Here is a 26,227-nt window from a genome sequence, read left to right on the forward strand (position 1 = left end):
GACAGATGAAAACGGTGCGTTTGACAGCCGCTCAGGCTCTGGTGCGCTACCTTGCCAATCAGATGACGCCGGAAGGCGTGCCGTTTATTGCAGGCGTCTGGGCCATTTTTGGTCACGGCAATGTGGCGGGTCTGGGCGAGGCCTTGCAGGGGGCGAAAGACAGCGTCACCACATGGCGCGGGCAGAATGAGCAATCCATGGCGCACGCGGCCATTGCCTATGCCAAACAGCTTGGCCGCCGCCGCGCTATGGCGGTGACATCCTCCATTGGCCCCGGTGCGCTGAATATGGTCACGGCGGCTGCATTGGCGCATGTCAACCGCCTCCCGGTTTTGCTTTTGCCCGGTGATGTGTTTGCCAATCGCGGACCCGATCCGGTGTTGCAGCAGGTGGAAGATTTCAATGATGGCGTCATGTCCGCCAATGATTGTTTCCGCCCCGTCAGCCGCTACTTCGACCGTATTTCCCGGCCTGAACATCTGCTCACAGCACTGCCTCGCGCCTTTCGCACCATGACCGATCCCGCCGATTGCGGCCCGGTGACACTGGCTTTTTGTCAGGATACGCAGGCCGAGGCCTATGATTATCCCGAGAGCTTTTTTGCCCCGAAAATCTGGCATATCCGCCGTCCCCAGCCGGATGCGTTTGAGCTGGAAAGCGCGATTGCCGCGATCAAGTGCGCGAAAAGCCCTGTGATTGTCGCGGGCGGCGGCGTGCATTTTTCCGGAGCGACCCAAACCCTGCGCGATTTTGCACATAAGCATCAGATTCCGGTGGTGGAAACCCAGGCCGGAAAATCGGCCCTGCCTTGGGATGATGCGCTGAATTTCGGACCTGTCGGCGTGACGGGTGCGGCCAGTGCCAACACGGTCTGCGAGGGTGCGGATCTCGTGATCGGTGTTGGCACACGGTTTCAGGATTTTACCACCGGGTCGTGGGCGCTGTTCAAAAACCCCAGTCGCAAGATTCTGGCGCTCAACGTGCAGCCTTACGATAGCGCCAAGCATGATGCGCTGCCTTTGGTTTCTGACGCCAAAATCGGTCTGGAGTTGATTTCAAAAGCTTTGGGCGATCATCGCTTTGCCGCGCCGGATGCAGGGCTAAAGGCAGACTGGTTTGCCAAAGCCGATACTGTTACCGCCCCGCCGAAGGATGGCAACAGCCTGCCCACCGACATGCAGGTGATTGGTGCCGTGCAGCGCACTTCTCGCGACAATACGGTGGTGATGTGCGCCGCTGGCACCATGCCGGGCGAGCTGCACCAGCTCTGGAAATCCAAACTGCCGCTGTCCTACCATATGGAATATGGCTTCTCCTGCATGGGCTATGAGATTGCCGGCGGCATGGGTATCAAGATGGCCGAGCCGGAGCGTGACGTGATCGTCATGGTCGGCGATGGCTCTTACATGATGATGAATTCCGAACTGGTCACGGCCTGCGCTTTGGGTGTCAAAATCACCGTTGTCATCACCGACAACCGGGGCTACGGCTGCATCAACCGCCTGCAAATGGGCACCGGCGGGGCCGAGTTTAACAATCTCTACGCCCATACCTCGCATATCCATGCGCCGCAGATCGATTTTGCCGCTCATGCTGCATCCATGGGTGCCGATTCCAGCAAGGTCACAACCATTGCCGAGCTGGAGACGGCGCTGAATAGCGCCCGCGAGGCCACAAGACCCACCGTGATTGTCATCGACACCGATCCTTACCCAACGCCGGAGGCTGGCGGGTACTGGTGGGATGTGGCTGTGCCAGAAGTATCAGACCGCAATGAAGTGCAACAGGCTCGCGCCCGCTACGAGGCAGCGCTCAAGGAAAGACATTAAGATGATTCTATACGGAACCAACCCGATTGCATGGTCCAATGACGATGACCGCACGCTGGGTGCCCATATCAGCCTCGACCAATGCCTCGATGAAACCTCCAAAATCGGTTTCGACGGTATTGAAAAGGGCCACAAGTTCCCGCAGGAACCAGCGACCCTGAAGGCTGTGCTGGAGCCACGCGGCCTTCGCTATGTCTCCGGCTGGCATTCGCTGAACCTGCTGACCAATTCGATTGAAGACGAAAAGGCTGCAATGCAGCCTGCACTGGACCTGTTGAAGGCCATGGGCAGCAAAGTGATTATCGTCTGCGAAACATCGAATGCGATCCATGGCGATGATGGCAAGCCGGTGAATGATCGCCCGAAACTGGCGGATTCTGAGTGGGCAGCGTTTGGCGCAGGCGTGGAAGCCTTGGCCGAATTTGCGGCAACCCAAGGCATCGCTCTGGTTTACCACCATCACATGGGCACGATTGTCGAGAGCGAAGAGGAAATCGACAAGCTGATGGCCAACACCGGCCCACACGCCAAGCTGCTACTGGATACTGGCCACTGCCTGTTTGGCGGCGGCAACCCGGAGCGTGTGGCAACCAAATATATGGGCCGCGTGGGCCATATCCACGCCAAGAACATCCGCCCCGTCATTGCCAAGCAGGTACGTGATGAAAAGCTCTCCTTCCTTGAAGGTGTGCGCCGTGGCGTGTTTACCGTACCGGGAGACAGCGAAGGTGGTGTGAATTTCCCACCCGTGCTGAAAATTGCTGGTGAACATGGCTATGAAGGCTGGCTGGTGATTGAGGCCGAGCAGGACCCGGATGTGCGCAATCCCTTTGATTACCAGAGCTTGGGCCTTGCCTCTTTGAAGGCTATGGCCAAGGCTGCGGGGTTGGATAAGGCGGCTTAATCGGTCGGAGCAAGGGGGTTAAGCAAGCACTGACCTGTGCTATATCCCTCCCACCACAGCCTCCAACGGTAAAGGGCCAGCCCTAAACCGAACACACAAGGTAAGCCCATGCAATTTCTCGATCCCCACCACCCGTTTTTCAAGCCGCTCTGGGTGCGCATTCTGGTCGTGCTGGTGCCGCTGGTCTGGGCGGGGATCGAGCTTTATAACGGGTCTCAAACCTGGGCGATGATTTCGCTGGCGCTTGGGTTTTATGCCGGTCTGCAACTGTTCTGGGTGTTTTACAAAACACCGGGAAAGGGAGATGAACAATGACCAACCTATTGCGCAAGCCCGTGGGCACCACCGGAAAAGTGCATGACATCACCCCGGAATCGGCCAATTGGGGCTATGTCGGCTTTGGGCTTTACAAGCTGAAGGCGGGCGAAAAGGCCGCTGAACAGACGGGCGAAACCGAAGTGATTCTGGTGCTGGTCGAGGGCAAAGCCGAAATTTCCGGTGCGGGCAAAAGCTTCGGCGAACTTGGCGACCGCATGAATGTGTTTGAGAAAAAGCCGCCCCATTGCGTTTATATCCCCGCTGGCAGCGAGTGGAGCGCCACCGCCACCACGGATGTGACATTGGCCGTCTGTACCGCCCCCGCAAAGCCGGGCCGTGAAGCACAAGTGATTGGCCCGGCAGGCGTGGCGCTGACCGAGCGCGGCAAGGGTGCCAACACCCGCTATATCTTCCCCATCGGCATGGAAGAGCGCGATGTGGCCGATAGCCTGCTGGTAACGGAAGTGTTCACCCCGCAGGGCAACTGGTCATCCTATCCGCCGCATCGCCATGATGAGGATAATTTCCCAGATATGACCTATCTGGAAGAGACCTATTATCATCGTCTCAACCCGGCTCAAGGCTTTGGCTTCCAGCGCGTCTTTACCGAAGACGGCACGCTTGACGAAACCATGGCCGTCTCCGATGGCGATGTGGTGTTGGTACCCAAGGGCCACCATCCTTGCGGTGCGCCTTATGGCTATGAGATGTATTATCTCAACGTCATGGCAGGTCCAATGCGCAAATGGCGCTTTCAGAACCATCCGGATCATGACTGGATTTTCAAACGCGACAATCCGCCAAAAGCTTAATTATCCCGTCCCCAAAACCTCCACCAGGGGCGGGGAGGTTTGAAAGATGTTTCCCTGTATCCGGTGCCTGCAATATGATGCTGGTAGGCACCGGCCGGCAAATTCCTGTTTGCCTCGATCATAGGGAAGGATGAATTTCTGGAGAGTAGAATATTATCTATTAGAAAAGACAATAGTGCTGCGTCATAAGCGCTATTGTCTTTTTGACACACAGCCTCGTCCACATAAGCATTTTTGACATTAAACGTGTTCGATCTTTCAGAAAAATCCACGCGATATACAGCCGCCCCTGTCCAACTCCGATGGAGAAAGAGTGAATGGGCGGCGAAAAAAATAACCCATTTATCTTCCATGCAATTTGGAATGAAACCTTTCTTGATCGTTTCATATTCCGCCAGTGAAAATCGTGCGGTATATGGAATTGGCTTCAATTTGCCAAACGGTTGAATGTCCCATTGGTCAAAAGGCTCCAGCATTTGCCACCTCAGATTACAGGGATTGCCCGATCCTGGCTGTCCCCTTCTGGCCATTGTCGCGGATCCAGTTCAGGCTTTTATCGCCGGTTTTATAGAGCTCGAAACACATTGGCGTGCCTTTATACCAAGTGGTAAAGCGCTGGCAGAGGCGGTCGCCATTGATCCACCATTTGCCGGTATCATTGGGCTTCACGAAGCGGCCGAGACCCAGAGCTTCTCCCGAGCCATCAACGACCCCGCTTGTGCGATAGTTCAGAGGAAACTCCCCGCCCATCGGCGTGGCGAGATAGATGCGCTTGCCGATGATATCGCTTTTGATGTCGGTGGAGGTATAGCGGCTTTCACTGGCGGCCTGCGCGGTGCCGGTAGCACAGGCCGCCAGGGCGATACTGATCAATAAACGTCGAAACGGCATGATTCCAATTCCTCCTGTGATCCATCGTTCTGAGTAGAATCGTAGAGGTGTTACGCAGCCCGTCAGCATTCGGATGACTGGCAGAACAATAAATGTCGCAAAGAGGTGGAAAATGCGTCGTTTTACATCAATGACATCGCTTCGCCCAAGCTATAGCGCTCTGGTCATCGGCGCATCCGGCGGTATCGGCTCGGCGCTTTGCGAGGTTCTGAGGCAGGATAGTGCCTGCCAGGATGTGGCGACGCTGTCGCGCCGCGAGGACGGCTTTTATCTGACGGATGAGGCGAGCATTGCTGCCTGCGCGGATCGGCTGGCTGGTCAGCACCAAAGCTTCAATCTGATCCTTTGTGCAACGGGCGCTTTGACCATTAACGGCGTTGGGCCAGAAAAAGCCATCAAAGCCGTAACTTCTGAGGCAATGGCGGCCCAGTTCGCCCTGAATGCCATTGGTCCAGCGCTGGTGCTCAAATATTTCACGCCGCTTCTGGCGAAAAACAGCCGGTCGCTGATGGGTTTTCTGTCGGCCCGGGTCGGTTCGATTGGTGATAATCGGCTTGGCGGCTGGATTTCCTATCGGGCATCCAAGGCGGCGCTCAACCAGATCGTTCATACCGCCGCCATCGAGATTGGCCGGACACGTCCGCAAGCGGTCGTGGTCAGCCTACATCCCGGCAGTGTCGATACCGGGCTTTCTGCCAATTTCGCCGTCGGTCATGAGCGGTTTGCCCCGGATCACAGCGCGGGCCTGCTGCTATCCGTGCTTGACACGCTCACTCCCGCCCAGACCGGGGGCTTTTTCGCCTATGACGGTTCGGTGATCGAGTGGTAGCAACCAATCCGGCAGCCCGTTTGGCGCGTAGTGAAAGTAACGATAGCAATAAACCGGAGATTTGATCATGTCGGGACTGAAATCTGCGCTTTTTGGTCTGAGTGTCGGGCTGTTTTCCTCGGTTGGCGCCGCAACTGCGGCCGATTTTACCTTCGAGGACTATTTCGTCGGCAAGACCGTGGCCGAGGGACATTTCGCCGCCATTAATGGTGTCAGCCGCAAATTCACTGTCGATCTCACTGGCAAATGGGATGGCCATGTTCTGACGCTGCGGGAGGATTTCCGCTTCGAGGATGGCACGCGCGACCGCAAAACCTGGCGGTTCGTCAAGACAGGGCCGACGACCTATACCGGAACCCGGGAGGATGTGGTCGGCAATGCGCTGGTTCGACTGAGCGGCGATACCGCCCGTTTCAACTATCTCGTCTATCTCTCGCCCGAGACCCAGTCCAACAAGGTCCGGTTCTACGACAAGATGGTGTTGAAGCCGGATGGTACTGTGCTGAACACCGCCTGGGTCACGAAATTCGGCTTTCCGGTCGCCAAAACCACCGTGTCCTTCCATAAGGCTGGCCATGCTGCCAAGGTAAAGGCACAAAAGCACTTAGGGATTGCGAAGTGATGGTCATGTCATCCTCGCCGCGCGCCAGGGTCGCCTGGATCACCGGCGCCAGTTCCGGTATTGGCCGCTCGTTTGCCCTGAAATTGGCGCGTGAAGGCTATATCGTTGGGGTCAGCGCCCGGCGGACCGAGGATCTGATGGCGCTGGCGGCTGAAAATCCGGACCGTATCCATGCTTTTCCACTGGATATTACCGATGGAAACGCTGTCAAACAGGTGGTGGGCGACATCGAAGCCAAGCTTGGCCCGATCGATATGGCGGTGTTTTCCGCAGGCTCCTATATCCGTGAAACGGCCGAGCGTTTCGATGCCGAGCAATTGCGCCGGATGGTTGATCTCAATCTGGTCGGCACCGGCCATTGCCTGGAAGCAGTGATTGCCGTGATGGTGGCGCGCGGCAAAGGCCGGATCGGCCTTGTCGGTTCGGTCTCCGGCTATAGCGGCCTGCCGGGCGGTGGCATTTACGGAGCGACCAAATCAGCGATGATCACCCTGGCTGAGGCCTTGCGTCCTGGACTTCTCGAAAAGGGCGTGGTGATCAGCATTATCAATCCGGGCTTTGTCAAAACCCCGCTGACCGACAAGAACGACTTCCCCATGCCCTTCCTGGTGACGGCTGAGCAAGCTGCTGATCACATTGAAAAAGGGATGGAGGCCGGAAAATTTGAAATCGCCTTTCCCTGGCAAATGGTGTTGTCGCTCAAGCTTTTGAGACTTTTGCCTTATCCGCTGTATTTCGCGTTGACGCGCAAGATGCTGCGGAAGACCTGAGATATTTCCACAGTGTCATAACGTGAAAAAGGGGGCCTTCGCCCCCTCTTTTGATTGAAGATCGACCGTTTACTTTTCAAGCTCGAACTGCACCACATCGAGCCGTCCGGTTCTAAAGCCTGCGGCGCAGTAATGCAGGTAATAGCGCCACATACGGAAGAACCGCTCGTCAAAGCCCAGCGGTGCGATCTTGGACCAATGGGCGGTAAAGCTTTTGTCCCAGGTGAGAAGAGTGCGTTCATAATCGAGGCCAAAGCGGAAGGTATCGCGGGTTTTTAGTGCGGCTTTCATCGCCGAGATTTCGAATCGCTCGACGGACGGCAGCATACCGCCTGGAAAAATATAGGTCTGGATGAAATCCGCTTCGCGTTGATATTGCTCGAAACGCCCCTCATCCAGGGTGATGACCTGAACCACGGCCTTGCCGCCGTCTGCCAGCAGATCGCGTACCCGGTTGAAATAGACCGGCCAGTTTTCCTCACCGACCGCCTCGAACATTTCGATGGAAACGATCTTGGTGAACCGGCCCTGCACATCGCGGTAATCTTCCAGCCGGATGTCACACCGATCGGCATATCCCGCTGTCTGCATTCGCTGGCGCGCATAGGCGGCCTGTTCGGTGGAGAGGGTCAGGCCCGTTACCCGGCACCCGCTGGCGCGAATGGCATGTTCGGCAAAGCCGCCCCAGCCGCAGCCGATTTCCAGGAGATGATCGTCCGGCCCCAGCGCCAATTGCTCCACGATACGCTGGTATTTGGCGGCCTGCGCCTCGCCAAGCGATTGGCCGGGATGCGTGTAGAGCGCCGATGAATAGGTCATCGTCTCATCCAGCCAATGGCGATAGAAGGCGTTGCCGAGATCGTAATGGAAGGCGATGTTGCGTCGGCTACCCGCTTTTGAATTGCGCCTCAGCTTATGGCGCAGCAGCGCCAGCTTGCCCAGCAGGGCAGAGGGTGACATCAGCCCGTGCCAATTGCCTTCGTTGACAATGGCAAGTTCCAGAAATCCGGCAATATCGGGACTATCCCAGTCCCCATCCATATAGGACCTTGAAAAGCCGAGCGTCCCCCCCGACATCACCCGCCAGACCGGACGGGCATTGTTGAGCTTGAGGACGGCGGATGGTCCGGCTTCGCGGCCGGTGACGTGATGTTCCTTGCCGTCAGGAAACAGCAGCGTCAGATGGCCATGGGTCAGGCGGCCCGCCCAGCCGCACAGCACCCTTTGCCACAGCGGCGCGGAGGTGAGAGAAAGTGTCGCGGTTTGCTGGTCGGCATGGGTCATGACGGGCTCCTTGCGTTTGCAGCCTCAGGCGGAATGATGGAACTGGCGATTGGGTTCTGCGCCTTGCGATGCCGATGCAATGGCACGCCTTTCACCCAGAGTTTAAGCGCTTCCCAATGGATCGCGCCCATGACTTTCAGTGTCATCAGCGGATAGCGCACCAGAACCTTTGCCAAGGCCCGGTCATCAAGGGTGCGGCGCTTTCCGCAAAACGATGCATAGAGCAATGGCCCCTGCTCATCGGCTTCGTTGATGGCGACGGTTACCGTTTCGCCGGGCGGCACGATTTTGAACCGGTAGAGGCATTCCATCGGCATGAAGGGCGAGACATACATCTGCTTGGCGCAGGCGTGGCGGATCGCGCCATCCTCTTCCACGCTGGCCGGAATCACATAGGTGTGCCGCTCGTGAAAGGTATTTTCAACCTCGTAAAGCAGGGCAAGCAGGGTACCGGACGGCCCATAGCAATAATAAAGCGTCAAGGGATTGAAAACATAGCCGAACATGCGCGGGTAGCAGAGCATGCTCACTTTCATGCCTTCGGTATTAAGACCGGCCCGCTCGACATGGTTGGCAACCCAGGCCTTCAAGCCTCCGGGGATCCCAAGGCCATGATCGCGGTCGTCGATCCTCAAGATCGCCCGGCGATTATATCCGAGAAGCCAAAGCGACTTGTCTATAGCTGGCAGTTCATCGAGATCCACCAGCAGGCAGAAGACCTGATATCGTAGACTATGCTTTTTAGGCCGGTGGCGTTGATGCACAACCGCACCGGTGAATATTGCCGATGACCAGCTCATTGCGCTGCCGCCAGCATCGGTTCGACAAAAATCCGGCCTGATTGGTTTTCCACCGACCACGGACGGGCAATTCCTGACAGTTGTTCGGCAACAGCCAGACCGGATTGAAGGCCGTCCTCATGGAAGCCGCTACCAAAATGCGCACCGCAGAACCACGTCCTGTTGCGTCCCTGCAATTGCCAGAGCTGGCGCTGGGCTGCAATGGCCTTGGCATCGAAAAGCGGATGGGCGTAGTTGAAGACCTGATGCACTTTGGACTCGTCGATGTCGCGCGAAGGATTGAGCGTTACGAACAGAGGCAGCGAGGCGTCGAGGCCCTGTAACCGGTTCATCCAATAGGTTACGCACAGCGGCCCTTCGCCAGCCTTGCGCTCTTCGCCGATGTAATTCCAGCTGGCCCAGACCTGTTTGCGCTTTGGCATCAGTCGGGTGTCGGAATGCAGCACGGCAACATTTTTGGTGTAATCGAAGCAGCCAAGCAGCGCCCGTTCCAGCCCTTGCGCATCGTCCAGCAGCGCCAGTGCTTCATCCGCATGGGTGGCGACAACAACCTGATCGAAACGATCCTGATAGCCGCTTTGCGTGACGATCTTCACCCCCAGCGCACTGCGAATAATGGCCTTGACCGGATCGTTGGCCCGGAAATCGGCCTTGGTCGCCTGCTTTATGCGCAGGACATATTCACGACTGCCCCCGGTCACCGTGCGCCATTGCGGCCTGTTTTTCAACGTGACCAAACCGTGATTGATGAAGAACCGGACAAAGGCATTCAGCGGATAGGCCCGCATGTCGGCAGCCGTCGTCGACCAGATCGCAGCGCCCATCGGCAGGAGGTGATCCTCGATAAACGCATTGCTATAGGCTTCAAGATCGAGATAATCGCCAAGCGTTGCCGCTGTCAGGTCTTGGCGCTCGAGCAGCAAAGGCGCTTCCCGGTAAAAGCGCATTATGTCAGCTACCATGCGCCAGAAGCGCGGGCGAAGCACGTTGCTGCGCTGACCGAGCAAACCCGCCAGCCCGCAGCCGGAATATTCGAAACGGCCCGCATCCAGCGAGGCTGCAAAGGACATGTCGGAGGCTTGGTTTGGCACGCCGAGATGATCGAACAGGGCAACGAGATTTGGATAATTACGGTCGTTATAGACGATGAACCCGGTATCAACAGCTACAGGTCCGTTTGGTCCTGCGACGTTGACGGTATTGGCGTGACCACCGAAGCGGTTTTCAGCCTCAAACACCGTTACATCGAAACCCTTGGACAAAAGCCATGCGCAGGATAGACCGGAAATTCCCGATCCGACCACGGCAATGCGCTTTGCACCTGTGGTCAATCCGCTGTCTAATCCGATCTTCATAAGAGCGGTCGCCTCCCGGTTGTTCGTTTACAGTATTTACGAATGCCAAAGGAGGGTGGATTGCCGGGAGTGGAATTTTTTTAGGGCAGTGATCCAGTTTTCGCAAGAAGGCGTAGAAAGCCCCATGACAATAATCATTTCCCAAGCGGCTCTGGAATGCCACAATAAGAGAGTGACGGCCCCGCGCCTTTTCAGGCGCAGCCGGTTGGGTGGGAGATCCGTGCCTTCTGGCGCAAACGGGATGATTATGAAGGCTGAAACCGAAGACATGTCTTCCATGCTCGCAGCCGTTGCTCGCGAACGGGATGTGGAAGCATTCGAAACATTGTTCCGCCATTACGGTCCGCGCGTAAAGGCCTATATGGCTCGCCAGGCGCGTGACCAGCAGGCGGCAGAGGAATTGATGCAGGAAACCATGATGGTGGTCTGGAACAAGGCCGCATTATTCGATCCGACCCGGGGCAATGTCTCCGCCTGGATCTTTACCATTGCCAGAAATCTGCGGGTTTCGGCCTATCGCAAGCAGAACCGGCCGGAATTCGACCCGAACGACCCGGCCTTCGTGCCTGACGAGGTGATGCCAGCCGACAAGGATCTGGAAAACCGCCAGGATGCGGAAAGGCTGCACAAGGCCATGGGACAATTGCCGCAGGAGCAGTTGGAACTGTTGCAACGGTCCTTCTTTCACGAAATTCCGCACAGCGCGCTTGCCAAAGAATTCAATCTGCCGCTCGGCACGGTGAAGTCGAGAATCCGCATGGCCTTTGCCAAGCTTCGTGCCACCCTTGAAGACCGCTCAGAGGAGGATCGCTGATGACTGTTCACCATCATGTCAGCGATGAATTGCTGCTCGATTACGCCAATGGCAGCCTTGCCGAAGGCTGGGGCATCGCCATTGCCACCCATCTCGCCTTGTGTCCCGATTGTCGCCGGCGCCTTGCGACCATGGAGGTTACTGCCGGGGCATTGTTGGAGGCCGAAAAACCTGTTGATGCCGATCTCAGCGTCGACCGCTCCTGGCAAGATATGCGAGCAAGGCTGACTGCCTCCGGCGAACGGTCAAGGGAAAGCACCGTCAGCCGGGTTGAGGCGTCGCCGGACGCCACCCGCCGTCAGCGCGATGCGATCCTGCCGGAACCGCTTCGCTCCTATCTGGGGCAGGATCTTGATGGTTTGAAATGGAAGTCGCTTGGGCGCGGCGCTTATCACATTCCGATCAAGACCCGCGATGGTGAAACCAGCGTGCGTCTGCTGCGCATTCCGGCCGGAAAGCCGGTGCCGGAACATAGCCATGGCGGTCGCGAACTGACACTGGTGCTGAAAGGTAGCTTCCACGATGGACAGGGGCGGTTTGCCCGTGGCGATCTGGAGGAAGCAGACGAGCAGCTGGAACATCAGCCTATTGCTGAAGATGGCGAAGATTGCATCTGCCTAGCCGTGACTGACGCCCCCCTGCGATTTAAGAGCCGTCTTGTCCGGCTGTTTCAGCCGATCCTCGGTATATAGCCGACACTTTAAAAGGAATGAGACCATATGCGCAGCTATGCAATTGCCTATTGTGCCACGGCTGCGGTGTTTTTCACCCTGGATTTCCTCTGGCTTAGCAAAATTGCGCTGGGTTTTTACAAGTCCCGCATCGGTGATATGATGCGGGATCAGCCCAATTTCACCGCTGCGGGCCTGTTCTATCTATTTTATATCGTCGGCATTGTTTATTTTGCGGTCGGTCCAGCCCTGCAAAGCGGCAGCCTGTTAACGGCTCTGGTCAGCGGTGCCCTTCTGGGGCTGATCGCCTATGGCACCTATGACATGACCAATCTGGCCACCTTGAAATCCTGGTCACTGACGCTCAGTCTGGTCGACATGGCCTGGGGCACGGTACTGACCGCCACCGCAGCCGGGATTGGCTATCTGATTACCAGCCGGTTCGTATAAACGTTTCACGTGAGACGTTACGCGCATTGCACCGCTTTCGTTTTGGATTATGATGAAAGAAAAACGAAAACGGGGAGGGGTGCATGTTTCTGTCTGCCCGGCAATCCGACATTCTCGACATCGCCAAGGCGGAAGGCCGGGTGCAGGTGGACGACTTGGCGCTGCGCTTTTCGGTGACGCCGCAAACCATCCGCAAGGATCTCAACGATCTCTGCGAAACACGCCGGCTGACGCGGGTTCATGGAGGGGCGATCTTTCCAAGCGGTGCCGAAAACGTTCGCTATGAAGCGCGCCGCTCAATGGCCGCGCCGGAAAAGCAGGCGATTGGCCGTGCTGCTGCCGAATTGATCCCCAACAATGCATCGCTGTTCATCAATATCGGCACGACGACTGAGGCGGTGGGCGAAGCATTGCTGGACCATAAGGACCTGATGGTCATTACCAATAATATCAACGTTGCCAATCGCCTGCGGGTCTTTCCAGGCATTGAGGTGGTGATCGCTGGTGGCGTCGTGCGTGGCTCCGATGGCGGTATTGTCGGGGAAGCGGCGGTCGATTTCATCCGCCAGTTCAAGGTGGATTATGCGGTGATCGGCGCTTCGGCTATCGATCCTGATGGTGCGCTACTGGACTATGACTATCGGGAGGTGAAGGTGGCGCAGGCGATTATCGCCAATGCCCGGCACGTGATTCTTGTGGCCGATTCCTCCAAATTCGAGCGCGCCGCCCCGGTGCGGATCGGCCATCTCAGCCAGGTTCACACCTTCATCACTGACGTCTGCGATATCGAAGGCCTTGCCGCTATTTGCCGTGAGCATGATGTGCGGTTGATCGAGGCATTCAGGGCCGCATAGCCCTCTGATCAATAGACACTGCTAAACTTTCGTTTGACATTCGTTTTAAGTTCGTTTTAGCTATATCTAGTTTCGCACGCGCACTATAATGCTGCATTGCGAAAGGGAGAGAAACGTGTCTGGCGATCCTGTCTTCGACATATTCGTTATTGGTGGTGGCATTAACGGCTGCGGCATTGCCCGTGACGCTGTAGGGCGGGGCTATACCGTTGCGCTGGCGGAAATGAATGATTTCGCGTCAGGCACGTCTTCGGGTGCCACCAAGCTCATTCACGGCGGGTTGCGCTATCTTGAACATTATGAATTTCGGCTGGTGCGCGAAGCGCTGATGGAGCGTGAAGTGCTCTGGGCCATGGCACCGCACATCATCTGGCCGATGCGTTTCGTGCTGCCGTTCCACAAGGGCGGTATTCGTCCCGCTTGGTTGATCCGGCTGGGCCTGTTTCTCTACGATCATCTGGGGGGGCGCAAATTACTGCCCGCCACCAAAACATTGAATATGCGCAAGGACAAGGCGGGCAAGCCGCTGAAGCCGCTGTTTACCCGCGCCTTTGAATATTCGGATGGCTGGGTCGATGATGCCCGTTTCGTCGTGCTGAATGCCCGCGATGCTGCGGATCGTGGCGCCAGAATTCTCAGCCGCAACCGCGTCATCGGTGCGCGACGGGATGGTGATCTCTGGATCATTGAGGTCGAGGACCGCGCCAACCGCGCACGCAGCACCTACAAGGCGCGGATGCTTGTCAATGCGGGCGGGCCATGGGTCGATAGCGTGCTATCCAATGCGGTCGGCAGAAACAATGTTCACAACGTGCGGTTGGTGCAGGGCAGCCATATCGTGGTAAAGAAGAAATTCGATGATCCCCGTGCCTATTTCTTCCAAAATCCGGACAATCGTATCATCTTCGCCATTCCCTATGAGACGGATTTCACCCTGATCGGCACGACCGATCAGGATTATCAAGGTGATCCGAAGGATGTGAAGATTTCCAGCGCCGAGATCTCCTATCTTTGCGATGCCGCCAGCGAATATTTTGCCGAGCCGGTCCGGCCTGAGGACATTGTCTGGTCCTATTCCGCCGTGCGGCCACTCTACGATGACGGTGCTTCCAAAGCGCAGGAGGCCACCCGCGATTACGTGCTGAAACTGGAAACGCCGGAAAAGGCCGCGCCGCTGCTTAACGTATTCGGCGGCAAGCTGACCACCTATCGGCGTCTGGGTGAACATGCATTGGAAAAGATCGGCGAGGCCATCGGCGTCAAGGGCAAGCCCTGGACCGCGACAAGCCATTTGCCGGGCGGTGATTTTCCGGCAACCGGCTATCTGGCGGAAGTCGAACGGTTGAAAAAGGCCTTTCCGTTTCTGGAGGACCGTTGCGCGCGTCGGCTCGTGCGGTGCTATGGCACGTTTGCCACGACGATCATCAATGGTGCCAAAAGCCTGGAGGGGCTGGGGCACTATTTCGGGGGAACCCTGTATCAGGCAGAGGTGGATTGGCTGATTGCTCGGGAATGGGCGGCAACAGCGGAGGATATTCTCTGGCGCCGCACCAAGCAGGGCCTGTTCCTCAGTGTCGAACAGGCACAGGTGCTGGAAGACTATATCGAGGAGGCGCGGGCGGCCTGACAGGCCAAGCGCGCAAGAGGGAGTGCCGCATAAGGACCTGGACCGAGTCGGTCAAAGGTTTTGAGCGCGGCAAATGCAAGAATGATAGCGGATGGATGTGTCGGTTCCGACGCAGACCGTTGTCATTGTCGGCGGGCGGAGGAGGCCTGACGCACAATGCTGGAATTGCGAAACCTGTCCAAGGTGGTGGCGGGGGATGTTCACATTCATCCCGTCAACCTGACCCTGCAACGCGGGTCGCTGAACGTTCTGCTTGGGCCGACCCTGTCGGGCAAGACATCGTTGATGCGGCTGATGGCCGGGCTGGACAAGCCGACGTCAGGTTCCCTGCTGTTCGATGGCAAGGACGTCACCGGGTTGCGGGTGCAGGACCGGTCGGTTGCCATGGTCTACCAGCAATTCATCAATTATCCGGCCCTCAGCGTCTATGAAAACATCGCCTCGCCGCTCAGGGTGCGCAAGGTCGATAGGGCCACTATCGACCGGGAGGTCAAGAAGGCTGCCGAGCTTTTGAAGCTGACACCCTATCTGGAGCGCACGCCGCTCAACCTGTCCGGCGGCCAGCAGCAGCGCACGGCGCTGGCCCGCGCCATCGTCAAGCAGGCAAGCCTGGTGCTGCTCGATGAGCCGCTCGCCAATCTGGATTACAAGCTGCGTGAGGAATTGCGCGAGGAACTGCCGAAGATCTTTGCCGAATTGGGGGCGATTTTCGTCTATGCGACGACCGAACCGTCGGAAGCCCTGCTTCTGGGTGGCCATACCGCCACGCTGTCGGAAGGCCGCGTCACGCAATATGGCCCGACCATCGACGTTTATCGCCGCCCGGCGGACCTGAAAACCGCCCGTACCTTTGCCGATCCGCCGTTGAACACTGTTCAGGCCATCCGCCGCGAGGGCCATTTCATGATCGGCGGCATTCCGGTTCTGACAGTGCCGCAGCACCTGTCGCATGTGCCGGAGGAGCCGTTGACGCTGGGCTTTCACCCGCATCACCTGTCGCTGGCAGGAGCCTCGTCGAGCGAAGGGGTCGCTCCCTTGGTGGCCCGCTCGATGATCTCGGAAATTTCCGGGTCGGAAAGCTATATTCATCTCGATTATGCCGGGGAACGCTGGGTGATGCTGGAGCATGGCATTCACGATATCGAACCGGGCCGCGATGTGCAGGTCCATCTCGATACCCGTCACCTGATGGCCTTCGATGCCAGTGGCCGGGCGCTTGCCGGACAGCTGGCCGGACAGGGGGAGTAAACGATGGCCCGAATTTCCCTCGATCATATCCGCCACGCCTATGGCCCGAAGGGGCTGGCCAATCCGCTCTATGCACTGAAGGAAGTGCATCACGAGTTTGACGATGGCGGTGCCTATGCGCTGCTCGGTCCCTCCGGCTGTGGCAAGACCACCCTGCTCAACATCATGTCCGGCCTGTTGCAGCCTTCGGATGGGCGCATCCTGTTTGGCGACAAGGATGTGACGCACTTGTCCACCGAGGCGCGCAACATTGCCCAGGTGTTCCAGTTTCCCGTCGTCTACGACACGATGACCGTCTACGACAATCTGGCCTTTCCGCTCAGAAATCGGCGTGTGCCGGAGGCGGAAGTCGATGCCAGGGTGCGCACCATCCTGAAGATGATCGACCTCGAAGCCTGGGCCAAGCGCAAGGCCCAAGGCCTCACCGCCGACCAGAAGCAAAAGATCTCGCTTGGCCGCGGGCTGGTGCGCTCCGATGTCAATGCCATCCTGTTCGACGAGCCGCTGACGGTGATCGATCCGCATATGAAATGGATGCTGCGCGCCCAACTCAAGCAATTGCACCGGGAATTCGCCTATACCATGGTCTATGTCACCCATGACCAGACCGAGGCGCTGACCTTCGCCGACAAGGTGGTGGTGATGTATGACGGGCAAATCGTCCAGATCGGTACGCCAGCCGAGTTGTTCGACCGGCCTAAACATACATTCGTCGGTTATTTCATCGGCTCGCCGGGCATGAACGTGCTGGCCGCCGGCATCGATGGCGATACCGCGATGATCGGCGGTGAGCGGGTCGCTCTTCCGGGCCGTCCGGTCATCCCGGGCGAAGCGCTTACCGAGCTTGGCATCCGCCCGGAATTCATTCGCCTTGGCCGCGAGGGCATGCCGGTGCAGATTTCCAAAGTCGAGGATATCGGACGCCAGAAAATCGTGCGCGCCCGTTTTGCCGACCAGCCGATTTCTATCGTGCTGCGGGAGGATGCCGATATTCCAGCCGAGCCGAAAGTGAGCTTCGATCCGTCCGCCATCAGTATCTACGCAAATTCCTGGCGGGTTGATTTCGCCGGTGCCGGATTGGGAGGGGTAAGGTCATGAACAAGACCTGGAACAACAAGGCCTGGTTTCTGGTGTTGCCGGTGCTGCTGCTGGTGGCGTTTTCCGCTGTTATTCCGCTGATGACCGTGGTGAATTATTCGGTGCAGGACACGTTCGGCAATAACGACTTCTTCTGGGCCGGTTCCGACTGGTTCACCCAGACGCTGCAATCGGAACGGTTCTGGGATGCGCTGTGGCGCAATCTGATCTTCTCGATGATCATTCTTGCCATCGAAGTGCCGCTTGGCATTCTGATCGCGCTGAACATGCCGAAGACCGGGCTTGGCGTACCGGTCTGCCTAGTGCTGATGGCTCTGCCGCTGCTGATCCCGTGGAATGTGGTCGGCACCATCTGGCAGGTGTTTGGGCGTAGCGATATCGGCCTGCTCGGCTATACCCTCAACGCCGTCGGTCTCGATTATAATTATGTGGCCAATCCATTCGATGCCTGGGCGACCATCGTCGTTATGGATGTCTGGCATTGGACCAGCCTTGTCGTGCTGCTGTGCTATGCTGGTCTGGTGTCGATCCCGGATGCCTATTACCAGGCGGCCCGGATTGATGGCGCCTCGCGCTGGTCGGTGTTTCGCTACATCCAGCTGCCGAAGATGAAGCAGGTGCTGCTGATTGCCGTGCTGCTGCGCTTCATGGACAGTTTCATGATCTATACCGAGCCTTTCGTCGTCACCGGCGGCGGTCCGGGCAATTCCACCACTTTCCTGTCGATCGATCTGGTGAAAATGGCGCTCGGCCAGTTCGACCTCGGACCTGCGGCGGCCATGTCGATCATTTACTTCCTGATCATTCTGCTGCTGTCCTGGGTCTTCTACACTGTCATGACCCATAGCGACGCCCAGAGTGCGTCAGCACCGAAGGGAGACTAAGCCATGAACAACAGCCGGTCCCTTCGCTCCGTCCTGATCGTCAGTCTCTATATTTTGTTTCTGTTGCTGCCGATCTACTGGCTCGTCAACATGAGCTTCAAGACCAACCAGGAAATCCTCAGTTCCCTGACGCTCTACCCGCATGAGCCGACGCTGAAGAATTACATCACCATCTTCACCGACCGGTCCTGGTATTCGGGCTATATCAATTCGATCATCTATGTGGTGCAGAACATGGTGATTTCGGTCGCCTGCGCACTACCTGCTGCCTATGCCTTCTCGCGCTACCGGTTTCTGGGCGACAAGCACCTGTTCTTTTGGCTGCTGACCAACCGCATGGCACCACCCGCCGTGTTTGCCCTGCCGTTTTTCCAGCTCTATTCGGCCTTTGACATGATCGACACGCATATTGCGGTGGCGCTGGCCCATTGCCTGTTCAACGTGCCGCTGGCGGTGTGGATTCTGGAAGGTTTCATGTCCGGTATCCCCAAGGAGATCGATGAAACGGCTTATATCGACGGCTATTCATTTCCCCGCTTTTTCGTGAAGATCTTCATACCGCTGATTGCTTCCGGCATCGGGGTCGCGGCCTTCTTCTGCTTCATGTTCTCATGGGTGGAGCTGCTGATCGCCCGCACGCTGACCACTGTTGATGCCAAACCGATTGCCGCCGTGATGACCCGCACGGTGTCAGCCTCCGGCGTCGATTGGGGCCTGCTGGCCGCAGCCGGTGTGCTGACGCTGATTCCCGGCGCCGTGGTGATCTATTTTGTCCGTAATTATATCGCCAAGGGCTTTGCCCTCGGCCGCGTCTGAGGAGGAGGACACGATGAACCTGTCATGGATGGCCTGGACCACGCCCACGGCGCTGTTTTTCATCACCATTCTGGCGTTGCTGATCGCCCTGTCGGTCTGGGAGTATTTTTCGCCGGGCGGCAATCCCCGCGTCGGCATTCTGCGGTTCGAGACGACACGCGGCGACAGGCTGTTCGTGTCGCTGCTCGGCTCCGCCTTCATTCATCTCGCATGGTTGGGGCTGTCCAGTCTCAGCCTGTGGTGGGCTCTCGGTCTTTCGGTCATCTACGCCATCGGCGTGTTCCGGACGGTTTGAGAGGTAAGAGCATTTCCAGGAAAAGTGTGAAGCGGTTTTCCGTCCGGAAATGCGTAAAGCAAAGAGTTAAAATATTTCAGTGTTTCCAAGGAAACGCTGAAATATTTTGAAATACGCCTGCAATCGCAAACTCTGGGAGGACATGATGCGAAAGCACTTAATGACGACAACGGCGGCGATGCTGCTGGCCATGACTGGTGCTGCCTATGCCGGGATGGATGAAGCCAAGCAATTTCTCGATCAGGAGATCAAGGGGGAATCCTCGCTGTCGCGGGCGGATCAGGAAAAGCAGATGCAATGGTATGTGGATGCTGCCAAGCCCTTTTCGGGCATGGAAATCCATGTCGTTTCCGAATCGCTGACCACCCATGCCTACGAATCCAAGGTGCTGGCGCCGTGGTTCAGCAAGATCACCGGCATCAAGCTCATTCACGACGTCATTCAGGAGGGTGATGTCGTCGAGAAGATCCAGACCCAGATGCAGACTGGCCAGAACCTTTATGACGGTTGGGTCAACGATTCCGACTTCATCGGCACCCATTGGCGCTATGGTCAGGTCCGCAACCTGACGGACTGGATGACGGGCGAGGGCAAGGATGTCACCGATCCGATGCTGGATTTGAAGGATTATATCGGCCTGTCCTTCACGACAGCCCCGGATGGCAAGCTCTACCAGCTTCCCGACCAGCAATTCGCCAACCTCTACTGGTTCCGCTACGATTGGTTCAACGACCCGAAGATCAAGGAAGAGTTCAAGAAGGAATACGGTTACGAGCTGGGTGTGCCGGTCAACTGGTCGGCCTATGAAGACATCGCCAAGTTCTTCACCGGCCGCGAGATTGGCGGCAAGAAAGTCTATGGCAGCATGGACTATGGCAAGAAGGACCCCTCGCTCGGTTGGCGCTTTACCGATGCCTGGCTGTCGATGGCCGGTAATGGCGACAAAGGTCTGCCGAATGGTAAGCCCGTCGATGAATGGGGCATCCGTGTCAACGACAAGGATCAGCCGACCGGTTCCTGCGTCGATCGCGGTGGGGATACCAATGGGGCGGCCTCGGTCTATGCCGTCACCAAATATCTGGAATGGTTGAAGAAATATACCCCGCCAGAAGCGCAGGGCATGACCTTCTCCGAATCCGGCCCGGTTCCCGCCCAGGGCAATATCGCCCAGCAGATCTTCTGGTACACGGCCTTTACCGCCGATATGGCCAAGCCTGGTCTGCCTGTTGTCAATGACGATGGTACGCCGAAATGGCGCGTCGCACCATCGCCGCATGGTTCCTACTGGCATGAAGGCCAAAAGCTTGGCTATCAGGATGTCGGCTCCTGGACGCTGATGAAATCCACGCCCACGGACCGAGCCAAAGCCGCCTGGCTCTATGCTCAGTTCGTCACCTCCAAAACCGTGGATGTAAAGAAAAGCCAGACCGGACTGACCTTCATCCGTCAGTCGTCCATCATGGACAAGACCTTCACCGACCGCGCGCCGAAACTCGGCGGTCTGGTGGAATTCTATCGCTCACCGGCCCGCGTGCAGTGGACGCCGACCGGAACCAATGTGCCTGATTATCCGAAGCTGGCGCAATTGTGGTGGCAGAATATTGGCGATGCGGCAGCCGGTGCCAAGACCCCGCAGGAAGCCATGGATGCTTTGTGCAAGGCCCAGGAGGGCATTCTCTCCCGTCTGGAACGCGCCAAGGTGCAGGGCGAATTCGGCCCCAAGCTGAACGAGCCGAAGGACGCCGCCTATTGGGAAAAATACGCCAAGGACCATGGCAGCCTGGCGCCACAGCCCAAGCTGGCCAACGAAAAGGAAAAGCCGATCACCATCAATTACGACGAATTGGTGAAGAGCTGGCAGAAGTAAGAAACATCAATGATCGATGCCGCGCATAATGATGCGCGGCATCGGAAACGTTCTTCACCGCAGCAAAATACGGTACAAAAAACGCCCGGCAATGTTGCCGGGCGTTCAGACTGCTGACAAAGTCTGCATTTATCCTCAACGTCATGCTCGGCCTTGTGCCGAGCATCCAAGCACGTTAATTTAATTAACAACGTCAATGACTTATTCTGCAACAGTAGACCCTCGGCACAGTACACGACGCAAATGTTTTTCCGTGTGGCTCACCCCCTCTGCCTTGCCAGGCATCTCCCCCTCAAGGGGGGAGATCGGATGGAGTAGCCGCTCGCTTCTCCTGAATTGTCAATGATTTCATATATTTAACAAATACTTCGCGGGAGATGATGTGGATTGGGAAGCCCAATCCTTGTCGATCTCCCCCCGTGAGGGGGAGATGTCCGGCAGGACAGAGGGGGGTAAACCACGCACGAAAATGCTTGCGTCGTGTACTGTGGACCCTCGGGACAGGCCCGAGGGCGACGAAATGTTGAGATCGAGGTTTGTCAACAAACTGAACGCCCGGCAATGTTGCCGGGCGTTTTATCTATATCATGCTTTTCCCCTGCCGCGTTTACGACAGCGGTCGATCAATTGGTCGGTAACGCCACCGGATTGTCGGACTGGTTGTGAAGATACACCAGCAGGTTGGCGCGGTCCTGTTCCTTGGGAATACCGGCAAAGCCCATCGCCGTACCCGCCACGAATTTCTTTGGCGCGGTCAGGAAGTGGTTGAGGTTTTCAAAGGTCCAGTGCTCGGAGCTGCCTTTGGAGAAATCCTTCATACCGGCGGAATAGGCAAAGCCTTCATGACTGGCGACGGGCCGGTCGACAACGCCCCAAAGGTTGGGTCCAACCTTGTTGGCTCCGCCCTTGTCGACGCTATGACAGGCTGTGCATTTCTTGAAAATGGCCTCGCCAGCCTTGACGTCTGCCGATGCCAGCAGTTCCGCAATCGGCTTGTCGGCTGCGGCTGGTGCCGCACCTTCCGCGCCGCCAGCGGCAGGCGCTTCGGCAGCCACGATGGCATAGCCTTCCTTTTCGGGGGTCGGCGCGTGGAAAATCCCCTCCGACGCAATGGACACCGACATCAGTACGAAGATCGTACCAAGCAGTGCGCCTGCTCCCATATTCATGTAGGAATTCATTGGTTATCGCTCCCCATGCAGTCCGCGCAGTAGAAATCGGACAAGCCTCCATCTATGAAAAGGCTAAGACTTTTGCTTGACAGTTGCAACCCGATTATGCTCCGCCGCCCTGAGACGTTTTGCCACTTACCCCCATTGCTTTCAAAGGCGAATACCGATGTCTGACCATACACGCTTCAAAACCCTGGTTCTCATCCCCGCCCGCATGGCCTCCACAAGGCTTCCCGGTAAGCCTCTGGCTGACATTGCCGGTCTGCCGATGATCGTCCAGGTGGCAAAGCGTGCAGCGGAGGCCAATGTCGGACGTATCGTCGTGGCGGTGGATCATCCTGATGTGTTCGCCACGGTGACGGCAGCCGGTTTTGAAGCTGTTATGACCGGCGAGCAGCATCAATCCGGTTCGGATCGCATCCATGAAGCGCTGATGACGGTCGATCCGGAGGGCGAGGCCGAGATCATCATCAACGTTCAGGGCGACCTGCCCACCATTGACCCGGAGACGATTCGTGCCGCCTTGCGCCCCCTGGAGGACCCGCAGGTCGATATCGCCACGCTGACGGTGGAGATCGAGGATGAGGCGGAAAAGACCAATCCCAACGTGGTGAAGGTCGTCGGCGCGCCGCTGTCGGACAACCGTTTGCGGGCATTGTATTTCACCCGCGCCACCGCCCCGCACGGCAAGGGGCCGCTTTATCATCATATCGGCCTCTACGCCTATCGCCGCGCCGCGCTGGAACGGTTTGTGGCGCTGTCTCCCTCAGTGCTGGAAAAGCGCGAATCGCTGGAACAGCTACGGGCGCTGGAAGCGGGCATGCGCATCGATGTCGAGATTGTCGATACTGTGCCGCTTGGCGTCGATACAGCGGCGGATTTGGAAAAAGCCCGCGCCATTCTGGCTGCAAAATAAGGATAAGCCCGTGGTCACGCTCACCAACAAAATTTCCTTCCAGGGCGATTATGGCGCCAATTCCGACATGGCCTGCCGCGATATGTTCCCGGATATGGAGCCTTTGCCATGCCCGACATTCGAGGACGCTTTCACGGCGCTGGAAAACGGCGAGGCGGATCTGGCGATGATCCCGATTGAAAACACCCTGGCTGGGCGGGTCGCCGATATTCACTATCTGCTGCCGCTGTCACGCCTGAAGATTATCGGTGAATATTTCATGCCGATCCGTTTTCAGCTCATGGTGCTGCCGGGCGTAAAGGCAGATGAGATCCGCACGGTCCACAGCCACATCCATGCGCTCGGCCAATGCCGGAAGATCATCCGTAGCCATGGCTGGAAGGCCGTGGTGGCGGGCGATACGGCAGGGGCTGCCAAGCAGGTTGCGGAACTGGGCGACCGCTCCATGGCGGCCTTGGCACCGCGCCTGGCCGCCTCGCTCTATGGGCTGGATATTCTCGCCGAAAATGTCGAGGATTCCGAAAACAACATCACCCGCTTCGTGGTGCTGTCGCGCGATGAGGTGGCGTTGAAGCGGACGGCTGCGGATGAAAGCTTCATCACCACCTTCGTTTTCAATGTCCGCAATATTCCGGCAGCGCTGTACAAGGCCATGGGTGGTTTTGCCACCAATGGGGTCAATATGACCAAGCTGGAAAGCTACCAGATCGGCGGCAAATTCATCGCCACCCAGTTTTATGCCGATATCGAAGGGCACCCAGAGGATGCGCCGGTCAAGCGGGCGCTGGAGGAATTGCGCTTCTTCTCCGAGAAGGTCCACATTCTCGGCGTCTACAAGGCTCACGCCATGCGCGGCAAGTTTTAATCATAGATTGGAACAATGGCGGCGGGGTGCCGCCATTGCTCTGCGCACTCAATATGTCTGCGAATAGCCGATCTTGTAGAGCGGCTTTTTCGAATCATGCGGTGTGCTTGGTGCCTGTGCCTCGACAGCCTGCATGGACGACGGCAGTTCAAACGGCAGCTTGCCTCGCGCCTTCTGCTTGCCCTCAATGACGTTGAACAGCGCCTCGTCACTGGCGCCGAAATTGCCGATCAACGCCTTTGTCTGATCCTTCAAATTGGTGAGAATACTCGGGCGTGACAGAAACACCGTGGCAATGATCGGTGTCTTTCCGGCAATGGCGGTCACGGCGTCGTAATCGGGGTTGCCGGGCTTGAAGGATAGGTCGCCTTCCTCATGCCGCGCCCCGAAGAAATAGTTGGGATGCAAGCGCTCAAACGGTGCCATCAGACGGACCAGGGCAAAATCGGCCTCTTCCGGTTTTGTCACCACCTGATAACCGCGCTCCTGGGCAGTGGCGGCATCGACATTGAGAAGATAGACCTTCATGCCAGGCTTGACCGGCAGAATCTTCCCCTTGTTTTGCAGAACAACCATGGCGCGGGCCTGGGCCTTCTCGCCCTCGGCGACAAAATCGGCATTGCCAACGATGGCTTTGGCCTTTTGCGGGTCGGCATAGGGGTTTTCGAACAGGCCTTGTTCAAACTTCTGGATCAGCAACCGCTTGGCAGACTGATTGATCCTGATTTCGCTGACTTTCTTGTCCTCCACGGCTTTCACCAGGATATCGGAATTGGCAACGCCGCCGAATTGGTCGATGCCGGCGTTCACCGCCTTGGCAAAACGATCCTCTCGGCTGAGATCCTCGACCCCCCAGGGCATGCCAAACGTATCGGGCCGGATGATCGGCGTGTCGCCGGGCTTTTCGCCATTCAGGCATTCATCCTTGCAGTCATTGGTAATCAGCCAGTCGCTGACCACGACGCCATCGAACTTGTAGCGCTTGCGCAGCAGATCCGTCAGCAATTGCTTGCTATAGCCTGCGGCCACGGGCTCCAGGGGTTTGCCGTCAAGCTTCACGCCATCGACAATCGAATAGGTCGGCATGATGCCCGCCACCTTGGCGGCAAAGGCACCTTTGAAGGGGGTGACATGCTTTTCGAAGTCCTTGGCCTTAAAAACCACGTGGCGACCATAGGAGTTATGGCCGTCAAAGCCTTGCGGTGCTGCGCCATAGCCCACCCAGTGCTTGGCGACGGCGCTGACGCTGCCGGGCTTCAGGCCCGTGGTGCCGTTCTGGAAACCAGCGACATAGGCCTCTGCCATGCGCCTGGAAATCTGCGGATCTTCTCCGAATGTGCCGGTCGAGCGTGGCCAGCGTGGTTCCGTGGCAAGATCGATTTGCGGTGACAGGGCCTGCTGGATGCCGACGGCCAGATATTCCTGTCGTGCGATATCGCCGAACCGGCGCGTCAGTTTCGCGTCGTCGAGCGCCCCAAACCCCAGGCTTTCCGGCCATTTGGAAAAGCCACCGCTCTGGGCCGAAGCGCCCAGCACATACTGGAAATGGTTGCGCGGGTCGGTGCTGATCGTCAGCGGAATACCAAGCCGGCTCGCCTCGGCAATCTCCTGGAGCTTATTGTTTTCTGTGGCCAGCTGTTCGGGCGGCAAAGATAGCCGGGTAATATAGGTGGCAACCTTGGCATCGTTGATCAGGGGCTTGATCCGCTCCAGATCATACCCGCTGCCGCGTCCCTGTCCGGCCTCCGATCCGGACGCCAAAGCCGGGGCGGTTCCATGCATCATTAACCCGGCCTTTTCGATCAGGGTCATCTGGCTGACGAGGTCACTTGCGCGCTCCGCAGGTGTTAGACGCCAATCCTCATAAGGGTCGAGGCGGCCGTTGCGGTTAAGGTCCTTGAAGGTCTTTCCATCGACCGTGAGGATCGCCGCAGAACGGGCGACGACGACAGGTTGATTTTGCGCGATGGCAACAGACGCCATCAGAATGGCGCAGGACGCCAAGCTAAACATTTTCATCGATGATTTCCTGAATTGATGAATTTTCGCCGAAACCGGGCCAAAAAACAGATGTCTGAAAGGCCGAGCGCGGAAGGCCTATCGAGGCACAGCCCGCCGTTTCACCGTGGCGTTGGGTTTTGAAAGCAAAGATATATCCTCCCTCGAAATAGGCCAATTCTGTCGCGCGTGATGTTTTGCGTCATCGTCCGTTGACCCCTCCCATCGGACGATGACA

27 protein-coding genes are annotated in these 26,227 nt (G+C 57.4%); 20 read left to right on the forward strand and 7 right to left on the reverse strand.

What is annotated here, in order from left to right; translation table 11 throughout:
* The first annotated feature begins 5 nt into the window (after positions 1–5).
* The 4 genes from iolD to iolB all read left to right on the forward strand — a co-directional run bounded on the left by iolD (position 6) and on the right by iolB (position 3,863).
* Positions 6–1,829: a 3D-(3,5/4)-trihydroxycyclohexane-1,2-dione acylhydrolase (decyclizing) gene (gene iolD / locus AVCG78_RS16050; protein ID WP_156582673.1), complete on the forward strand. Its 1,824-nt coding sequence runs from the start codon at positions 6–8 to the stop codon at positions 1,827–1,829.
* A gap of 1 nt (position 1,830) precedes the next feature.
* Positions 1,831–2,733 carry a myo-inosose-2 dehydratase gene (iolE, locus tag AVCG78_RS16055; RefSeq protein ID WP_071202317.1) on the forward strand — a complete coding sequence of 301 codons (903 nt, stop codon included), beginning with the start codon at positions 1,831–1,833 and terminating at the stop codon, positions 2,731–2,733.
* 108 nt (positions 2,734–2,841) lie between these two features.
* Positions 2,842–3,048 (forward strand): hypothetical protein, encoded by a 207-nt coding sequence (locus tag AVCG78_RS16060; protein WP_012654562.1) that lies wholly within the window; start codon positions 2,842–2,844, stop codon positions 3,046–3,048.
* The gene (gene iolB, locus AVCG78_RS16065; RefSeq protein ID WP_071202318.1) at positions 3,045–3,863 is read left to right on the forward strand and encodes a 5-deoxy-glucuronate isomerase; all 819 of its coding nucleotides are present in this window, start codon (positions 3,045–3,047) and stop codon (positions 3,861–3,863) included. Before AVCG78_RS16060 ends, iolB begins: the two co-directional genes overlap by 4 nt.
* On the opposite strand, the gene AVCG78_RS16070 is transcribed toward iolB, so the two are convergent.
* Both AVCG78_RS16070 and AVCG78_RS16075 read right to left on the reverse strand, forming a co-directional pair.
* Positions 3,860–4,339 (reverse strand): hypothetical protein, encoded by a 480-nt coding sequence (locus AVCG78_RS16070; RefSeq protein WP_139191533.1) that lies wholly within the window; start codon positions 4,337–4,339, stop codon positions 3,860–3,862. The genes iolB and AVCG78_RS16070 overlap by 4 nt on opposite strands.
* Before the next feature lie 13 nt (positions 4,340–4,352).
* Positions 4,353–4,754: a hypothetical protein gene (locus AVCG78_RS16075; protein WP_081355214.1), complete on the reverse strand. Its 402-nt coding sequence runs from the start codon at positions 4,752–4,754 to the stop codon at positions 4,353–4,355.
* Positions 4,755–4,866: 112 nt separating this feature from the next.
* Between AVCG78_RS16075 and AVCG78_RS16080 the strand changes: the two genes are divergently transcribed.
* The 3 genes from AVCG78_RS16080 to AVCG78_RS16090 all read left to right on the forward strand — a co-directional run bounded on the left by AVCG78_RS16080 (position 4,867) and on the right by AVCG78_RS16090 (position 6,975).
* The gene (locus AVCG78_RS16080; RefSeq protein WP_234665133.1) at positions 4,867–5,583 is read left to right on the forward strand and encodes an SDR family NAD(P)-dependent oxidoreductase; all 717 of its coding nucleotides are present in this window, start codon (positions 4,867–4,869) and stop codon (positions 5,581–5,583) included.
* 67 nt (positions 5,584–5,650) lie between these two features.
* Positions 5,651–6,205 (forward strand): DUF3833 family protein, encoded by a 555-nt coding sequence (locus AVCG78_RS16085; RefSeq protein ID WP_071202320.1) that lies wholly within the window; start codon positions 5,651–5,653, stop codon positions 6,203–6,205.
* Positions 6,205–6,975, forward strand: a complete 771-nt coding sequence (locus AVCG78_RS16090; protein WP_071202321.1) for an SDR family NAD(P)-dependent oxidoreductase — start codon at positions 6,205–6,207, stop codon at positions 6,973–6,975. Before AVCG78_RS16085 ends, AVCG78_RS16090 begins: the two co-directional genes overlap by 1 nt.
* A gap of 69 nt (positions 6,976–7,044) precedes the next feature.
* Here AVCG78_RS16090 and AVCG78_RS16095 read toward each other — a convergent pair whose 3' ends face one another.
* The 3 genes from AVCG78_RS16095 to AVCG78_RS16105 are packed head-to-tail and all read right to left on the reverse strand — an operon-like array spanning position 7,045 to position 10,414.
* A complete protein-coding gene (locus AVCG78_RS16095; RefSeq protein WP_071202322.1) occupies positions 7,045–8,259 on the reverse strand; it encodes an SAM-dependent methyltransferase in 1,215 nt (404 codons plus the stop codon).
* A complete protein-coding gene (locus AVCG78_RS16100; RefSeq protein ID WP_012654570.1) occupies positions 8,256–9,059 on the reverse strand; it encodes a DUF1365 domain-containing protein in 804 nt (267 codons plus the stop codon). Before AVCG78_RS16100 ends, AVCG78_RS16095 begins: the two co-directional genes overlap by 4 nt.
* Positions 9,056–10,414, reverse strand: coding sequence for an NAD(P)/FAD-dependent oxidoreductase (locus tag AVCG78_RS16105; protein ID WP_041696044.1), 1,359 nt, complete (start codon positions 10,412–10,414; stop codon positions 9,056–9,058). The genes AVCG78_RS16100 and AVCG78_RS16105 overlap by 4 nt, the downstream gene beginning before the upstream one ends.
* 247 nt (positions 10,415–10,661) lie before the next feature.
* On the opposite strand from AVCG78_RS16105, the gene AVCG78_RS16110 reads away from it, so the two are divergent.
* The 11 genes from AVCG78_RS16110 (at position 10,662) to AVCG78_RS16160 (ending at position 21,038) form a co-directional block, all read left to right on the forward strand.
* Entirely contained in the window at positions 10,662–11,228 is a 567-nt protein-coding gene (locus AVCG78_RS16110) for a sigma-70 family RNA polymerase sigma factor (RefSeq protein ID WP_041697311.1), read from the forward strand.
* Complete coding sequence (locus tag AVCG78_RS16115) at positions 11,228–11,920, forward strand: ChrR family anti-sigma-E factor (protein ID WP_012654573.1); 693 nt, start codon at positions 11,228–11,230, stop codon at positions 11,918–11,920. The genes AVCG78_RS16110 and AVCG78_RS16115 overlap by 1 nt, the downstream gene beginning before the upstream one ends.
* A gap of 27 nt (positions 11,921–11,947) precedes the next feature.
* Positions 11,948–12,349 carry a DUF2177 family protein gene (locus AVCG78_RS16120; protein WP_012654574.1) on the forward strand — a complete coding sequence of 134 codons (402 nt, stop codon included), beginning with the start codon at positions 11,948–11,950 and terminating at the stop codon, positions 12,347–12,349.
* 83 nt (positions 12,350–12,432) lie between these two features.
* A complete protein-coding gene (locus tag AVCG78_RS16125) occupies positions 12,433–13,203 on the forward strand; it encodes a DeoR/GlpR family DNA-binding transcription regulator (RefSeq protein WP_071202324.1) in 771 nt (256 codons plus the stop codon).
* An 88-nt stretch (positions 13,204–13,291) separates the two neighbouring features.
* Positions 13,292–14,830, forward strand: coding sequence for a glycerol-3-phosphate dehydrogenase (locus AVCG78_RS16130; protein ID WP_081355215.1), 1,539 nt, complete (start codon positions 13,292–13,294; stop codon positions 14,828–14,830).
* 156 nt (positions 14,831–14,986) lie between these two features.
* On the forward strand, positions 14,987–16,078 hold the full coding sequence (locus AVCG78_RS16135; RefSeq protein ID WP_071202326.1) for an ABC transporter ATP-binding protein: 1,092 nt from the start codon (positions 14,987–14,989) through the stop codon (positions 16,076–16,078).
* 3 nt (positions 16,079–16,081) lie between these two features.
* Positions 16,082–17,176: an ABC transporter ATP-binding protein gene (locus tag AVCG78_RS16140; RefSeq protein ID WP_071202327.1), complete on the forward strand. Its 1,095-nt coding sequence runs from the start codon at positions 16,082–16,084 to the stop codon at positions 17,174–17,176.
* Complete coding sequence (locus AVCG78_RS16145) at positions 17,173–18,060, forward strand: carbohydrate ABC transporter permease (protein ID WP_012654579.1); 888 nt, start codon at positions 17,173–17,175, stop codon at positions 18,058–18,060. Before AVCG78_RS16140 ends, AVCG78_RS16145 begins: the two co-directional genes overlap by 4 nt.
* A gap of 3 nt (positions 18,061–18,063) precedes the next feature.
* Positions 18,064–18,876, forward strand: coding sequence for a carbohydrate ABC transporter permease (locus AVCG78_RS16150; RefSeq protein WP_139191535.1), 813 nt, complete (start codon positions 18,064–18,066; stop codon positions 18,874–18,876).
* 13 nt (positions 18,877–18,889) lie between these two features.
* The gene (locus AVCG78_RS16155) at positions 18,890–19,171 is read left to right on the forward strand and encodes a DUF2160 domain-containing protein (protein WP_060719440.1); all 282 of its coding nucleotides are present in this window, start codon (positions 18,890–18,892) and stop codon (positions 19,169–19,171) included.
* A gap of 145 nt (positions 19,172–19,316) precedes the next feature.
* On the forward strand, positions 19,317–21,038 hold the full coding sequence (locus AVCG78_RS16160; protein WP_071202328.1) for an ABC transporter substrate-binding protein: 1,722 nt from the start codon (positions 19,317–19,319) through the stop codon (positions 21,036–21,038).
* A 623-nt stretch (positions 21,039–21,661) separates the two neighbouring features.
* On the opposite strand, the gene AVCG78_RS16165 is transcribed toward AVCG78_RS16160, so the two are convergent.
* Positions 21,662–22,219, reverse strand: a complete 558-nt coding sequence (locus tag AVCG78_RS16165; RefSeq protein WP_012654583.1) for a c-type cytochrome — start codon at positions 22,217–22,219, stop codon at positions 21,662–21,664.
* 157 nt (positions 22,220–22,376) lie between these two features.
* Between AVCG78_RS16165 and AVCG78_RS16170 the strand changes: the two genes are divergently transcribed.
* Together AVCG78_RS16170 and AVCG78_RS16175 are read left to right on the forward strand one after the other, a co-directional pair.
* A complete protein-coding gene (locus AVCG78_RS16170; RefSeq protein ID WP_071202329.1) occupies positions 22,377–23,126 on the forward strand; it encodes a 3-deoxy-manno-octulosonate cytidylyltransferase in 750 nt (249 codons plus the stop codon).
* Between the two features lie 67 nt (positions 23,127–23,193).
* Positions 23,194–23,991 carry a prephenate dehydratase gene (locus AVCG78_RS16175; protein ID WP_071202764.1) on the forward strand — a complete coding sequence of 266 codons (798 nt, stop codon included), beginning with the start codon at positions 23,194–23,196 and terminating at the stop codon, positions 23,989–23,991.
* Between the two features lie 48 nt (positions 23,992–24,039).
* Here AVCG78_RS16175 and AVCG78_RS16180 read toward each other — a convergent pair whose 3' ends face one another.
* Positions 24,040–26,010 (reverse strand): glycoside hydrolase family 3 protein, encoded by a 1,971-nt coding sequence (locus tag AVCG78_RS16180; protein WP_071206319.1) that lies wholly within the window; start codon positions 26,008–26,010, stop codon positions 24,040–24,042.
* Positions 26,011–26,227: the final 217 nt, after the last annotated feature.

The organism is Gillisella vitis (genome assembly GCF_021559775.1).
Lineage (GTDB): Bacteria > Pseudomonadota > Alphaproteobacteria > Rhizobiales > Rhizobiaceae > Allorhizobium > Allorhizobium ampelinum.